The following is a 14,613-nucleotide window of genomic DNA, read 5'->3' on the forward strand; positions in this document are numbered from 1 at the left end:
GGCACGCATGATGCCCGTGGGGCCTGCGGCCAGAACCGCGCGTTCGTAATCAAGGCCACTCATCAAAACCCGCACACCGCCATTCAGCTGGCCAAGGATGTTTTCCTCGGGCACTTCGCAATCCTGAAATACCAGCTCGCAGGTGTTCGACCCGCGCATCCCCAGCTTGTCGAGCTTTTGTGCGGTCGAGAACCCCTTGAAGGTCTTCTCAATGATAAAGGCCGTAATGCCCTTGGGCCCGGCATCAGGATCGGTTTTGGCATAAACCACCAGCGTATCGGCATCCGGGCCGTTGGTGATCCACATCTTGTTGCCATTGAGGATATAACGATCCCCCTTCTTTTCGGCCTTGAGCTTCATCGACACAACGTCGGATCCTGCGCCCGGCTCGCTCATGGCCAGCGCCCCGATATGCTCGCCGCTCATCAGTTTGGGCAGGTATTTGGCCTTTTGTTCGGCTGTGGCGTTGCGCTTGATCTGGTTGACGCACAGGTTGGAATGCGCGCCGTATGACAAGGCAACAGAGGCCGAGGCGCGGCTGATTTCTTCCATGGCGATAACATGTTCAAGATACCCAAGGCCCGTACCGCCATCTTCTTCGGATACGGTTATACCCAGCAGGCCAAGGTCGCCGAATTTGCGCCACAGATCATTGGGGAACTGGTTGGTTTCATCAATTTCGGCAGCGCGCGGGGCGATTTCGGCCTCCGCAAAGGAGGAGACGGTTTCGCGGATCGCTTCTGCGGTTTCACCAAGATCGAATTTCAGTCCGGGGAAGTCGAAAAATGCCATGTTACTGTTCCTGCCCTGCGAATTCTGGTTATTTAATAAAAGTGAATAATCAGCCCGATTATGCGGCGCTGTTTAATAATTCCGGCGGAAGCTTCATGACCTTGAGCGTCTGAAGCGATGTGGCGCAAAGGACCGTTTCGGTATTCCTCATACCAAAGACATCGATGCGCGTGACAATGATCGACCGACCGCGTGAAACAACCTCGCCAACCGCGCGCAACTGATCGCCCATGCCGGGTGCCACGATGTTGAGCTTGTATTCGATGGTCAGCATTCCCTGATCAGCTTCAACCAGGCTCCAACCGGCAAAACCCCCGGCAATGTCGGCAAGACCGGCGATCAGACCGCCATGGAAATAGCCGTTATGCTGCAAAAGATCAGGCCGCGTTGGCACGATCATCGCCACCCGGCCGGGCTGCACATCATCAACCTGTGCCCCAATCGACAGATTGTAGGGTTGCTGTGCGAAACGCCGGCGCACTTCGGCGGCGTAATCGGGGTTCTGCGGTTCAAACGAAGCCATGTCGCGATCCTGAGGTAAGTGCGATGCGGCCAATCCTGAACGCACCGGAAGATAACGCGACTCTGTTGTAGTTAACGTTAACGTTAACGTCAAATCAAATCCGCATAGCTATACCAATTTAATGCCAAAAGCCGATTGAGGCACGGTACTCAGCGGCTTTGCCGTGGGCAGTCGGGTTGGCTGGAGGGTGCTGAGGTGCTGGGATGCTGAGGCGCTGGGGTGCCGGGATGCCGGGATGCCGGGATGCCGGGGTGCGGCGGTGTGGCGGTCCGGGGGTGCATGGTTCCCGACGTTGCCGGGCTGCGGGTTGTTGACTTCAGACTTTGGGCTGTCGGTTGTGGACTGTGGGTTGCGCGGGCTTCGGCGCGGGGCTGAGGCAGAGGGGGCGAAGGTTTGCGGGCCGGGGGTGCGGCTGAGGCTCTGGACTTTGGCAGTCGGGACGCTGGCAGTCGGGCACTGGCGGGCTGGGGTTGAGCACCGCTGAGCGGATGCGGCGTCTGGCGCACTGACGGTTGGAGGTCGGAGACTGTTTGCCGGAGAATGGGTGCCGGAGAACAGGTGCCGGAGAACAGGTGTCGGAGACTAGGCGCCGGATGCTGGTCGCCATCGGTTGGTCGCCAGAGGTTCTGCTAAACGTGGCGGTCGGGCGGATTGCTCGTTTTATCCTCGAAGCATTGCGACGCTGTCTTGTCAGGCGTTGGCCTGGTCGGGACGCCCTAGTTGGTGTGTTCGCCCCAGTCCTGAATGCTGGCTTCGAGCATTTCGGTCATGACGCCTTTTGAAACGAGTTCGAAAACTGCACGCGAAATACGGCCCCGAAGGTCGCCGGAATTGCATTCCGATCTGTGCGACATGGTCAGATACAGGTTTTCGGTGCTGACAGGCGTTTCGTAGCTGCGGATATTGGTGATATTTTCGTGGGCTGCCACGGCCTTGCCGGGGAATTCTTCGTAGATCAGGTATTCAGCACGATCCAGCGAGAGCATCTGAAGGCCCTGTTCAAGGCTTGGGACTTCGCGGATGGTCAGATTGTGGCGTGCATAGGCATCAAACGCCTGCCCGAAACTGTTATTGATCACGGTAAGCCCTTCGATCCCGACCAGATCCGACCATTGGCTATAGCCCAGATCAAGATTGTCACGGGTCCAGATCAGGGTCCGGGTGCCCTGAAAGGCCGGATAGAAATAATCCATGTATTCGAGGCGTGGCAGGGTCAGGAAAGCGCCGGCAATCATATCAATCGTACCGTCGCGCATATGTTGCTGCACACGGCCCCAATTGCCCGAATAGACCACGTCAATTTCGACACCTGCGATTTCACCAACGCGCTTGATGAAGTCAGCAGCAGCGCCTTGCAGGGCTTCACCATCCTTGGCGACCCAAAGATAAGGCGGGTAGTCGGGGTTGCCCGATGCCACCAGACGCGTGCAATCGCGATGTCCATCTGCATCATAGACAAAGCTGTAATCAGAGGCCTGCGCACGCAGCGGCAGCCAACCAATCACGGTGGCCAACGCCATGGCCAAAGATGCATGCCTGATCTTCATCATTTCCACTCTTTCCCTGCCTGCAGGCCAAACCAAGGCGTCGTGCAGAACAGAATACTTAAGCTTAGGTGTAGTAAATTTAGCCGAATTCCACACTTCGGAATAGGTCTAAACACGTTTATCTCGAATTCAGAACCGGAATAACACACGCCGAAATGGCGAAGGACCAGCTGTCGCCAGCTGGTCCCCCCATTATCAATGTCATTCCCGGTGATCACCCGGCACCGCATCTGATGTGCACCTTCATCGCACAAGACAGATACAGACCAGATCCAGAGTCGTTTACGCCGAACGGCGTTTCATACCCTGATTGCCACCACGGCTGTCGCGGCGCGGACGTTCGTTGAAGTCACGTCGACCGGCATCGCGACCGCCATCACGGCCACGGAAGTTGCCACCGCGATCCCCACGCGGCTTATCGGCAAAACGGCGTTCATCGCGGTTGCCGCCTTCGCGCTGGTCACGGTTGGCAGCACCTTCGCCACGCGGGCGGAAGTTGCCACCACGGCCACCACGCTCTTCGCGTTCAGCACGCGGCGGGCGATCATCATTATCAAACCGCGGCTTGCGGAAATCACGATCTTCGCGGCGCGGACGATCGTTGAAGTCACGACGACCACCGCCATCACGCGCAGCGCGCTCACCTTCGCCACGGCCGCCATCACGACCGCCGCCAAAGCCACGACCGCGACCACCGTCACGATTGTCACCACGGGCACCATCGCGGCCGCCATCACGACCACCACCGAAGCCACCACGGCCCCGGCCACCATCACGGCCGCCAAAACCACCGCGACCGCCGCCGCCGAAGCCACGACCACCGTCACGGCCACCACGACCACGACCGCCGCCACCACCGGCACCGAACGAACGGGGCGGCGGAGCGGCATGGAATTCGTGATCTTCGTCAATATCGACATCCTGTTTGATCAGGCGTTCGATGTTGCGAAGCAGGCGAATGTCACGCGGCTCGCAGAATGAAATCGCAATACCTTCGGCACTGCCACGACCGGTACGACCGATACGGTGAACATAGCTTTCGGCATCCTGGGGCAGATCGTAGTTCACAACGTGGGTAATGCCCGGGACGTCGATACCACGTGCGGCAACATCGGTCGCAATCAGGACCGGGAAACGGCCATTGCGGAAGTTGCGCAGGATTTTCTGACGGATGCGCTGCTGTTTGTCGCCATGGATGGCATCGCTGTCGATGTCTTCATCGCGCAGCTGGAACGACAGTTCGTCGGCATCTGCCTTGGTTTTGGTGAAGACCAGAACACGTTCGGCTTCATCACGCTTGAGCAGCTGAACCAGAAGCTTGGTCTTGTCGTGACGTTTCACGAACATGCCAACCTGGGTCACGCGCTCGGTCACGCTCGACTGCGGAGCCGTTTCAACCTTGACCGGGTCATTGAGAAGACGGTCGGTCAGGTGTTTGACTTCCGGCGGCATGGTTGCCGAGAACATCACGGTCTGATGATTGTTCGGAAGCAGTTCCGCCACGGTCAGAACATCTTCGGAGAAGCCCATGTCGAGCATACGGTCGGCTTCATCAAGGATGAAGACTTCGACATCGTCGAAACGAACCGTGTTGCGTGACATGTGGTCAAGCAGACGACCCGGGGTCGCAACCAGGATATCAACGCCACGGCGCAGTTCCTGAATCTGCGGGCCCATCGGGGAGCCACCAAAGACAACAGAAGAAAACAGGCGGATGCCTTTTTTGAAATCACGCAGGCACTGGCCGATCTGGGTTGCCAGTTCGCGGGTCGGTGCCAGAATAACAGCGCGCGGCTGACCCGGTTTCGGGCGCTGCGGGTTTTCGGCAAGACGCTGCAGCAACGGCAGGCAGAAAGCGGCTGTTTTGCCGCCACCCGTATGGGAAATCCCCATCAGGTCCTTGCCTTCGAGAAGGGCCGGGATCGTCGCAGCCTGAATTTCGGTCGGCGCGGTAAAACCGGCAGCTTCAACATTGCGCAGCAGGGGCTCGATGAGGTTGAGCCCATTAAAATTCGTCATAAAGGAAAGTCCTTCGTTTATCCGGTCGGCGCCATGTTCACGCCTGTGGTGCCTGCCCAAACGCAGTCAAGACCGGTGCTTGGCAAAGAGCCAGCGTCGGACCCGCATGAGAGGCAAATGATGTGAGGCATCGACGTCATCACGTCGTACCCGCCCTCGCCTTTTCATACAGTTCCTGACAGCTCATTCTGTCTTTGCAAGCGAAGGAATGAGCGGGGTGATACAGGGCAGCGCACAATAAGTCAAACATTCCCCGCGCCGATCAGCCATGCAAAAACGCTTAGCCCCTGATAATGCGACGAAAGTTTCTTTTTAAATTAATCATTTAAGGCAAAAATAAAGTGTACGGAGTGGAGAACTGCATTTCAAAAGGGGAATTCCATGCGGTTTCGCGTTGTGACGGGGATTTTTTCAATTCCTGCGATCTGTCTGGTTGTGTTGCTTGCAATCATCGCGACAGTATCATTGAACTATCAAACAAGCCTGCGTAACGGAAAGTTCGAACAGATTTCGCATCTGACCGAAGGGGCCGTGACCATCGTTAACAGCTTTGTCGCCAAAGCCAAAAGCGGCGAGATGAGCGAAGCCGACGCCAAGGCAGCAGCCCTTGATCTTCTTAATGATTATCGGTTCGACGGCGAGAACTATATTTATGCCACCGACTATAATCACTGCATGGTTCTTGATCCGCTCAGCCCCGGTGATGTCGGCAAGTGCAATCCCGACAGCCGGGTGCGCAACATGATTGTCGAGGCCGCCAAATCGGGCGGTGACATTATTACCTATGAAACCAAGAAGCCCGGCGAAGGGGACAAACTGATCGAGAAAGCGGCCTATGTCCGCCCGATCACCGAATGGAACTGGGCCCTTGGTGCCGGTGTCTATATGGATGACGTCCAGTCAGAGTTCGTTTCCATCATCACCCGTATCGTGATCATTTCCACCATCGCCATCGTGATTGCCGGAATTCTTTCGTGGATTGTCGGCACCCGGATCACGCGTGGCATCGTTGGCCTGAATGACAGCATCCGCGCGATTGCCGATGGCGATTACAATGCGCCAGTGGAAACCGATTCCCGTTTCATTGAAATCGGCGATATGGGCGAAGGGGTTCTGGCACTGCGTGACAAATCGGCACAGGCCCAGAAGCTTGAAAATGATGCCGCGGGTCTCAAGGCAAAATCCGAAGAAGAACGCCGCGAGAATATCCGCGCGATTGCATCGAAACTTGAAAGCGAAGTTGGCGGGATCGCAGGTGCTTTGGATCAGTCGGTCAAACGCAGCAATGATCTTGCGATCAGCATGGCACGCAATGCCGATGGCATTCTGGGTCAAAGCCAGCATGCAGCATCCGCAGCCGGTGAAGTGTCGCACAGTGTTGATGCGGTTGCAGCCGCGACCGAGGAACTGTCATCGTCGATCACGGAAATCAACGTCCAGATCAGCCAGATGTCGAACACGGTCGAACGGGCAACCGATGAAAGCCAAAGCGCATCGAATGATGTTGCCGGCCTGTCGGCAACGGTCGAGAAGATCAAGGAAATCATCGGCCTGATCAATGACATTGCAGGCCAGACCAACCTTCTGGCGCTCAATGCCACGATTGAGGCAGCCCGTGCCGGTGAAGCAGGCAAAGGCTTTGCCGTGGTGGCCAACGAAGTGAAAAACCTTGCGACCCAGACAGCAAAGGCAACCGACGAAATTGCCGCCCAGATCAACGACATTGTCGATGGCACCGAACGTGCCGTAACCGGCATTTCGCGGGTTTCGGAAACCATCGAACAGGTCCGAAGTGCCTCGACCGCGATTGCCGCAGCCATCGAGGAACAGGGTGCGGCAACGCAGGAAATCTCGGGCAACGCCAACCGCAGTGCGGACGGGGTCAAGGAGATCTCCAACAGTGTTGAAGACACCATGAACAATGCCCAGAGCACGACACAGGAAGCAGATGAACTGAAATCAGCATCGACCGAACTTGCAGATCGTTCGAGCGAGCTGACCCAGATCATCAAGCGATTCTCGACCGATCTTTTGAAGCAAGCCGGCTCATAAGAACCTGATATCAAGAAGGGCCGGACATTAGATTGTCCGGCCCTTTTTGTGTTTATTGCGTATTTTTCGGGAAAACCGTGGTCACGATCATGCGCTACACCGAACGCGTAATCCCGCCATCAACCCGGATATTCTGGCCGGTAATGTATCCGGCACCGTCGGAAGCAAGGAATGCAATGGTGGCGGCAATTTCATCGCTTTTGCCATAACGCCCCATCGGCACGCGATTGCGTCGCTCGTCCGTTTCCGGCAGGCTGTCGATGAAGCCCGGAAGCACGTTGTTCATACGGATATTTTCCGCGGCATATTTATCCGCGAACAGTTTGGTAAACGCCGCAAGTCCCGCCCGGAAAACACCGGATGTCGGGAAGACCGGATCCGGTTCAAAAGCGGCAAAGGTTGAAATGTTGATGATCACACCGCCGCCCTGCTTTTGCATGATCGGTGTTACGAGACGGGTCGGGCGGACCGCGTTCAGGAAATAGACATCCATCCCCGCATGCCAGTCTTCGTCTGTCAGGTCGAGCACGGGTTTGCGCGGACCATGACCGCCAGAATTGACCAGAACGTCAATGCGCCCCCATTCTGCCATCGCCAGATCGACCAGTTTCTGAAGGTCATCTTCTGACTGGTTTGAGCCGGTGACACCGATGCCACCGAGCTCCTTTGCCAGTGCTTCACCCTTGCCCGACGAGGACAGGATCGCAACTTTATATCCTTCGGCGGCGAGCTTGCGGGCAGCATCCGCACCCATGCCACTGCCACCGGCGGTGATGAGTGCTACTTTTTCTACTGTCATGATGATTCCTTTCCTTGGCATTTTCCGGCCTGAGAAACTATGATATTTTCGAAAAATAAAGCCTCACAGCGTGTCACACCAATCATAATTTCATCGTCGAGACTGTAGAAAAACTATCTCATGGACATATCATCGGCACCAACACCTCCCCTGAACGGTCTTCGGGCATTCGATGCCGCGGGACGGTATCTGAATTTCAGACTGGCGGCGGAAGAACTTGGTGTGACGCAAGGCGCAGTTGCCCAGCAGGTTCGCGGACTTGAGGCCTTTTTGGGGGTGACGCTTCTGGATCGCTTGCCACGCGGGCTTAGACTGACGGAAAACGGGCTTCGATTTCATGCCGAAATCAGCAGGGCCTTTGACATCATCCGCAATGCAACACAAACGTTGCAGCCCAAATCCACACATCTGACGATCAGTGTCACACCGACCTTTGCGGCAAAGTGGCTGATCCCGCGTCTGCCGGATTTCACGGCAGAAAATCCGCATATCGATTTGCGGATTGTTGCGACGGAAAAGACATCCAATTTCCATTCGGATGGTGTTGATCTTGCCATTCGCCAAACAGGTTCGTCGTTTGCAGCGGGACTGTCTGCGGATTTTTTGTTCGCACATGACATCGTTTCGATTTGCAGTCCCGCACTGCAATCAAAATTCGGTCAAACCCCGGACATCAACGATCTGGATCAGCTTGTACTTATTCATGACTCGCACAATTTGTGGCCGGAATATCTGGAACTGGTTTTCGGGCGGAAAATTTCAGACAAGGCAAAAGCCGTGCGCCTGAACCAGACCAGTCTGGCAATTGATGCGGCCCTGTCGGGGCAAGGCATTGCCCTTGCCAGCCGGTTTCTGGTGGAGAATGATTTAAAGGAAGGGCGGCTTGTCCAGCCCTTTGCCGAGACCCTGCATGGCGGGTCGGATTTCCATCTTGTTATTCCGCGCCAAAGCAAAAAACCCGATGCCTGCCGTCAGGTGCGTCAATGGATGCTTGGCCAGGCCAGGCGCACGTTCGCCGACAAATAACAAAAGGGCCGCCCCATGAAATGGCCGGCCCTTTGGCATTGGGTATGGGATCGCACGCCTATTCGGCCGGAAGATTGTTTTCCTTGCGGAAGGAATGCGCCGGATAAACACCCAGAATGCGGACTTCGTGCGAGAAGAATTGCAGTTCTTCGAGCGCGTGGCGCAGGCCGAGCTGTTCGGGGTGGGCTTCGACCTCGGCGAAGAACTGGGTCGCGGTGAAGTGGCCTTCGACCATGTAGCTTTCAAGCTTGGTCATGTTGATGCCGTTGGTGGCAAAACCGCCCAGCGCCTTATAGAGCGCAGCCGCAACGTTGCGCACCCGGAAGACGAAGCTGGTGACAACCGGCGTGCCATCATTGGGAATATCAAGCGGTTCGCGCGCGAGAATGATAAAGCGCGTGGTGTTGTGTGCGGCGTCTTCGACCTCGGTACGGAGCACATCAAGGCCGTAAATTTCGGCCGCCAGCGCCGGTGCGATGGCGGCAATGGATTTGTCACCGCGATCAGCAACTTCCTTGGCGCAGCCCGCGGTATCGGGGCCGACCACCGCATTCACACCAAGTTCCTTGCGCAGTTTGCGGCATTGGCCAAGTGCGTGGACGTGGCTGTGGATTTCCTTGATGTCCTCGATCCTGGTACCGGGCACAGCAACCAGCGCGTGGTTAATGCGCAGGAAGGTTTCACCGATAATATGGACACCCGATTCCGGCAAGATGTGGTGCACATCCGCCACGCGACCGGCCAGTGTGTTGTCAATCGGGATCACGGCCAGGTCGACGTCGCCTTCTTCAAGCGCACCAAAAGCGCCTTCAAAGGTCCTGTACGGTACTGTCGTTGCACCCGGAAAGGCGCGACGGGCTGCCTGATCTGAATAGGCACCGTGCATTCCCTGAAAAGCGATCCTTTGTTGCGCAGTCATCTGGCTGTTTCCTGAAGTGGTCATGTATTTTGATTATGAACTTAAAGCACTTGGTGGCTGGTTCCGCAACTATGCACCCAGCACTTCGCGCGCGCGTTCAAGGTCTTCTTGCGTATCAACGCCAAGCGGCACACCATCCACCAGGGCAACCGCAATCACCATGCCGTTTTCAAGCGCGCGCAACTGTTCGAGCTTTTCACGTTGTTCAAGTTCGGCGGGCGGCAGTGAGACAAAACGATCAAGGGCCGCACGGCGATAGGTATAAAGACCGATGTGATGATAAAGCGGCCCGTCCCCGTAGGGTGCAGTCGCGCGCGTAAAGTAAAGAGCACGTGCGACACGCCCGGAACCAAAGGCCGCGACGGCCTTGACCACATTGGGGTTGGTGCGTTCTTCGTCGCGTTTGATTTCAGCGGCCAAAGTCGCGATATCCACCGACGGGTCAGCAAGCGGTTCAAACACCGCACGGATGTCGGCGGCATCAATGGTTGGCAGATCGCCCTGCACATTGACCACGGCGTCAAACTTGCCTTCGGGGTCGAATGTCTGAAGTGCTTGATGCACACGGTCCGATCCGCTGGGCAAATCAGGATCGGTCAAAACGGCAATACCCCCGGCAGCCGTAACCGCATCGGCAATTTCCTGTTCGGCGCAGGCGACCAGAACCGGGCCGATTCCCGCCTCAGACGCGCGTTTCCAAACCTGCACGATCATGGGGTCGCCACAGATATCGGCCAGCGGTTTATTTGGTAAACGTGTGGACGCCATGCGGGCGGGAATTACAACGACAGGATTGCGCGGGGTCGACATTTCTTTACTCCGATCAGGCACAAATCACCTGTGTTTGATCTTGCGCAAAGCATGATGTGAAACAGCAATGGCAGAACACAGGCATTAATCGGCGCGACATTAGCCGGTTTTGGTGCGGCGACGAAAGGCGGAATCGCTTTTTTGCAGGACACCGGGGGCAATTACGTGAATGCGTTTAGACACTAGACGAAAGTTCTAAGGCAAGCATGTTCACCTTGGTGTTTAAGAAAGGTTGATGCAAATCGCTGAAACGTATAGTTTCCCACCGATCAGTTTTGCCAGCGGTTACACGTGTGTTTCTCATCAATGAGAGTTGCCGGGGACGCATGGGTAGAACATAAAGATAAAACCTGAGAGTGATTAGGCTGTAACGGGGTCCCGTCATGAACACGATGGAAATCAACAAGATCGTCGCCGGCGTTATTTGTGCTGTGCTTCTGGTAGTGGTTGTCGGCAAGGTCGGCAGCGCGCTGGTCAGTCCTGAAGAACTAGAAGCACCGGTATATCCGTTCTCCGAGGACGTGATGGCGGGTGCAAGTGCGCCTGCTGCTGCACCGGCAGAACCGGCAGGCCCGGAACCGATTCTTGCCATGCTGGCCTCGGCCGATATGGGTGAAGGCGAAAAAGTCTTCAAAAAATGCGCATCCTGCCATGACGTCGAAAAAGGCGGCCCGAACAAAACCGGCCCGAACCTTTATGGCATCGTTGGCGCAGACTTTGCGCACAGAGACGACTTCTCCTACTCCGATAGCATGGCCAACCATGGCGGCAGCTGGGGCTTTGAGGAGCTGAACGAATTCCTTTACAAGCCGCGCGATTACATCGATGGCACCAAAATGAGCTTTGGCGGTCTGAAAAAGGCCGAAGACCGTGCAGCGGTTATTGCCTGGCTGAACACCAAGTCTGACAACCCGGTCGCCCTGCCCGATCCGGCAGCGGTCGAAGCCGCCGAAGCAGCCGAAGAGGCCGTTGACGAGGCAGCCGAAGCGGTTGAGGAAGCTGTTGACGAAGCAGCCACCGCCGTTGAGGGTGCCGCAGAAGAAGCCGGCGACGCAATTGACGCGGCCACCGCGCAATAAGCACGCAATAAAGACATCGTCTGACCATCAATCTCTGGTCAGCACCGATTTCGCAGGGGACAGGAAACTGTCCCCTGTTTGCATTTGGGTGTTTGTTTCGGATCACGGCCCAAGGCGTTCTTGCGTTCCGGGTCCAAAGCAGAAATATTACCGCCCACATAACATCAACTGCCTGCAGGAATGCCTTTATGGAAAATCTCGACCCGTTTTTGGAAATTGCCCACAAGCTGGCAGATGCGGCGCGCCCTGTTGTGCGCAAATATTACCGCACCCCGGTCGCGGTTGACGTAAAGGCCGATGACAGCCCGGTGACGATTGCGGATCGCGAGGTTGAACGCACCATGCGCGATATCCTGAATGCGGAATTGCCCGACCATGGCATTCTGGGCGAGGAACATGGCCGCGAAAATGTTGATGCGGAATATGTCTGGGTGCTTGATCCGATTGACGGGACCAAATCGTTCATTGCCGGCAAGCCGAGCTTTGCGACCCTGATCGCGCTTTGCCACAAGGGAACCCCGGTTCTGGGCATTATTGATCAGGCGATTACCGATGAACGCTGGGTCGGCGTCATGGGACAGGCCAGCACGATGAATGGCGTTGAGATCAGCGCACGCGAATGCGAAGAGCTGAAAAGTGCGACCTTCTTTACCACCGCGCCTGAACTGTTCAAAGGCGATGCCGCCAAGGCCTACGCGGCGATTTCGAAGAACTGCCGTGTGCCGATGTATGGCGTTGATGCCTATGCCTATGGCCTGACCGCCCTTGGCCTTGCCGATACGGTGGTTGAGACCGGAATGCAGGCATATGATTTTTGTGCGCTGGTGCCGGTTGTCGAGGGTGCGGGCGGTGTGATGACCGACTGGTCGGGCAAGCCGCTTGATATCGATAGTGCCGGTGATGTGGTTGCCAGTGGTGATGCGCGTTGCCATCAGGATGTTCTGGCAACGATCAAGGCCGCGATGGCCTGATCGCATTTGCCGTCTGACCGCGCCGCCACCCAACTGATCTTGCCGAATACTGGAAATCCGATGACCAACAATGCCCCGTTTCTCGATATGGCCCACAAGCTTGCCGATGCGGCGCGCCCGGTGCTGCAAAGCTATTACCGCAAGCCGCTTGATATCGATGAAAAGGGTGATGCCAGCCTGGTCACCGACGCCGACCGGGCGATCGAGCGCACCATGCGCGACCTGATCAATGCGGAACTGCCCGATCACGGCATTCTGGGCGAGGAATACGGCCCGGAAAACCTTGATGCGGAATATGTCTGGATCCTTGATCCGATTGACGGCACCAAGTCATTCATTACCGGCAAGCCCAGCTTCAACACCCTGATTGCGCTGTGCCGCAATGGCAAGCCGGTGCTGGGCGTGATCGATCAGGCGATCCTTGATGAACGCTGGATCGGGGTGGAGGGACAGCCCACCACGCTTAATGGCAAGGCAGTCACGGCACGTGAATGCCAACACCTGAAAGATGCCACCATTTTCACCACCGGGCCGGATCTTTTCGTCGAAGAAAAGGCAATTGCCGGATATGAGGCGATATTTGGTGCCGCGAGGCAGCCAATTTACGGGATTGATTCATATGGCTATGGCCTGATTGCCATGGGTTTTGGCGATGTGTTGGTGGAATCCAATCTGCAGCCCTATGATTTCTGTGCCGCCGTGCCGGTGATTGAGGGTGCGGGCGGGATCATCACTGATTGGGATGGCAATGCCCTTACGATGCACAGTGGCGATCTGGTGATTGCCAGTGGTGATAAGCGTGCCCATGCCGAAGGGCTTGCGGTTTTGCAAAAGGCCATCGCGCAGGATTGAGGCCTGCCGTAACTGGTTGGCGAATGGTGACCTTTCGGGCACACTTGCCGTGATCAGGGCAACATCACGGCAACAGGTTGGGCAGCGCCATGTTTGAATGGGTGATCATTCTTTTTCTCGGCTCCGGGCTGATATACGGGCTGCAATCACGTCGCCTGCAACGGCGCAATATTTCATCGCCGATGATGATGTTTTTGACCGGGATGCTGGTGGCCTTGCCGCTTGGCATTTGGCACGGTGCGCCGCTTGATGCGCTTTCGGGCAGCATTCATTTTGCCACCGGCTTTGCCGAGATGACGCTGGCGATCATTCTGTTTCTTGATGCCGCCGTTCTGAATTACCGCAAGGAAAGTGCCGCGCGCAACGTGGCGATCCGGCTTTTGCTGGTGGGCCTGCCGCTCACCATCGGGGTGACGTGGGCCTTTATCGTCGGGCTTGATCCATCCATCGGGTTGGTGCCGGCACTCATCCTTGCACTTATCGTCAGCCCGACCGATGCTGCCCTTGGCCGACCCGTGCTTGAAAACAAGGGCGTGCCCGAACCGGTCCGCCAGGGCATCAATATTGAAAGCGGGCTGAATGACGGGCTGGTCCTGCCGGTGTTCACCACGGCGGTGTTGCTTGAAGCCAATCTTCTGAGTAACGGACATCAGGGCTGGGTGGCCGAGGCGCTGCTTGAAATTTCAATCGGTGCCGTGATCGGGGTTGTATCTGGCTTCGTGATCGGGCAAGTCGTTAATCACGCGGTCAAGCACCGCACCATGGTCGTGCGGTTTGAAAGACTGCTTGGCGTTCTGGCAGCGCTTTTCATTTTCCTTCTGGCCGAGGAATTGGGCGGCAATGGCTTTGTTGCTGCCTTTGCCGGGGGGCTTGCACTTAATATCTCGAGCGACAAGGTGCGCGATACCATCGAAAGCTTTGGCGAGGCCGAGTCAGAGCTTTTGACCATGCTGACATTCTTTGTCTTTGGCCTGATCGTTGTGCCAGCACTTTATGACGCCTGGACATGGCAGATGCTGGTGTTTTCCATTGCAAGCCTTGCTGTGCTGCGCCCGCTTTGTGTTTGGATTTGCATGATTGGCAGCCCCTATAGCCTGGGCGAGAAGCTTTATATCGGCTGGTTCGGGCCGCGCGGAATTGCATCGGTGATTTACATGCTGATTATGGCAACCATGATCGAGCCGGGCACGTTCAAGCCGTTGTTTGCGGCAGGTGCGATGATTA

13 protein-coding genes are annotated in these 14,613 nt (G+C 56.5%); 6 read left to right on the top strand and 7 right to left on the bottom strand.

Annotated features, from left to right (window positions below; all coding sequences use genetic code 11):
- The 4 genes from B2R48_RS03080 to B2R48_RS03095 all read right to left on the bottom strand — a co-directional run.
- A partial coding sequence (locus tag B2R48_RS03080; protein WP_296997664.1) for an acyl-CoA dehydrogenase family protein occupies positions 1 to 792 on the bottom strand: 792 nt, incomplete at its 3' end.
- Between the two features lie 58 nt (positions 793 to 850).
- Complete coding sequence (locus tag B2R48_RS03085) at positions 851 to 1,315, bottom strand: PaaI family thioesterase (protein ID WP_296997666.1); 465 nt, start codon at positions 1,313 to 1,315, stop codon at positions 851 to 853.
- A 716-nt stretch (positions 1,316 to 2,031) separates the two neighbouring features.
- On the bottom strand, positions 2,032 to 2,865 hold the full coding sequence (locus B2R48_RS03090; RefSeq protein ID WP_296997669.1) for a substrate-binding periplasmic protein: 834 nt from the start codon (positions 2,863 to 2,865) through the stop codon (positions 2,032 to 2,034).
- A gap of 279 nt (positions 2,866 to 3,144) precedes the next feature.
- On the bottom strand, positions 3,145 to 4,881 hold the full coding sequence (locus B2R48_RS03095) for a DEAD/DEAH box helicase (RefSeq protein WP_296997671.1): 1,737 nt from the start codon (positions 4,879 to 4,881) through the stop codon (positions 3,145 to 3,147).
- 381 nt (positions 4,882 to 5,262) lie between these two features.
- Between B2R48_RS03095 and B2R48_RS03100 the strand changes: the two genes are divergently transcribed.
- Positions 5,263 to 6,933: a methyl-accepting chemotaxis protein gene (locus tag B2R48_RS03100; protein WP_296997674.1), complete on the top strand. Its 1,671-nt coding sequence runs from the start codon at positions 5,263 to 5,265 to the stop codon at positions 6,931 to 6,933.
- A 94-nt stretch (positions 6,934 to 7,027) separates the two neighbouring features.
- On the opposite strand, the gene B2R48_RS03105 is transcribed toward B2R48_RS03100, so the two are convergent.
- Positions 7,028 to 7,732 (bottom strand): SDR family oxidoreductase, encoded by a 705-nt coding sequence (locus B2R48_RS03105; RefSeq protein ID WP_062956831.1) that lies wholly within the window; start codon positions 7,730 to 7,732, stop codon positions 7,028 to 7,030.
- A gap of 120 nt (positions 7,733 to 7,852) precedes the next feature.
- Here B2R48_RS03105 and B2R48_RS03110 point away from each other — a divergent pair, with 120 nt between their 5' ends.
- Positions 7,853 to 8,758 carry a LysR substrate-binding domain-containing protein gene (locus B2R48_RS03110; protein WP_296997677.1) on the top strand — a complete coding sequence of 302 codons (906 nt, stop codon included), beginning with the start codon at positions 7,853 to 7,855 and terminating at the stop codon, positions 8,756 to 8,758.
- Positions 8,759 to 8,816: 58 nt separating this feature from the next.
- Here B2R48_RS03110 and B2R48_RS03115 read toward each other — a convergent pair whose 3' ends face one another.
- Complete coding sequence (locus B2R48_RS03115; protein WP_062956833.1) at positions 8,817 to 9,677, bottom strand: prephenate dehydratase; 861 nt, start codon at positions 9,675 to 9,677, stop codon at positions 8,817 to 8,819.
- A gap of 69 nt (positions 9,678 to 9,746) precedes the next feature.
- On the bottom strand, positions 9,747 to 10,487 hold the full coding sequence (locus B2R48_RS03120) for a 3-deoxy-manno-octulosonate cytidylyltransferase (protein WP_296997681.1): 741 nt from the start codon (positions 10,485 to 10,487) through the stop codon (positions 9,747 to 9,749).
- 383 nt (positions 10,488 to 10,870) lie between these two features.
- Here B2R48_RS03120 and B2R48_RS03125 point away from each other — a divergent pair, with 383 nt between their 5' ends.
- The 4 genes from B2R48_RS03125 to B2R48_RS03140 form a co-directional block, all read left to right on the top strand.
- A complete protein-coding gene (locus tag B2R48_RS03125) occupies positions 10,871 to 11,566 on the top strand; it encodes a c-type cytochrome (RefSeq protein ID WP_062956835.1) in 696 nt (231 codons plus the stop codon).
- Between the two features lie 188 nt (positions 11,567 to 11,754).
- Positions 11,755 to 12,537 carry a histidinol-phosphatase gene (hisN, locus tag B2R48_RS03130; RefSeq protein WP_062956836.1) on the top strand — a complete coding sequence of 261 codons (783 nt, stop codon included), beginning with the start codon at positions 11,755 to 11,757 and terminating at the stop codon, positions 12,535 to 12,537.
- A gap of 60 nt (positions 12,538 to 12,597) precedes the next feature.
- A complete protein-coding gene (gene hisN, locus B2R48_RS03135; RefSeq protein WP_296997687.1) occupies positions 12,598 to 13,389 on the top strand; it encodes a histidinol-phosphatase in 792 nt (263 codons plus the stop codon).
- 89 nt (positions 13,390 to 13,478) lie between these two features.
- Positions 13,479 to 14,613: cation:proton antiporter (locus B2R48_RS03140; RefSeq protein WP_296997690.1), on the top strand; the 1,135-nt coding region annotated here is incomplete at its 3' end.

This window comes from Thalassospira sp. UBA848, assembly GCF_002295455.1.
Taxonomy (GTDB): Bacteria; Pseudomonadota; Alphaproteobacteria; order Rhodospirillales; family Thalassospiraceae; genus Thalassospira.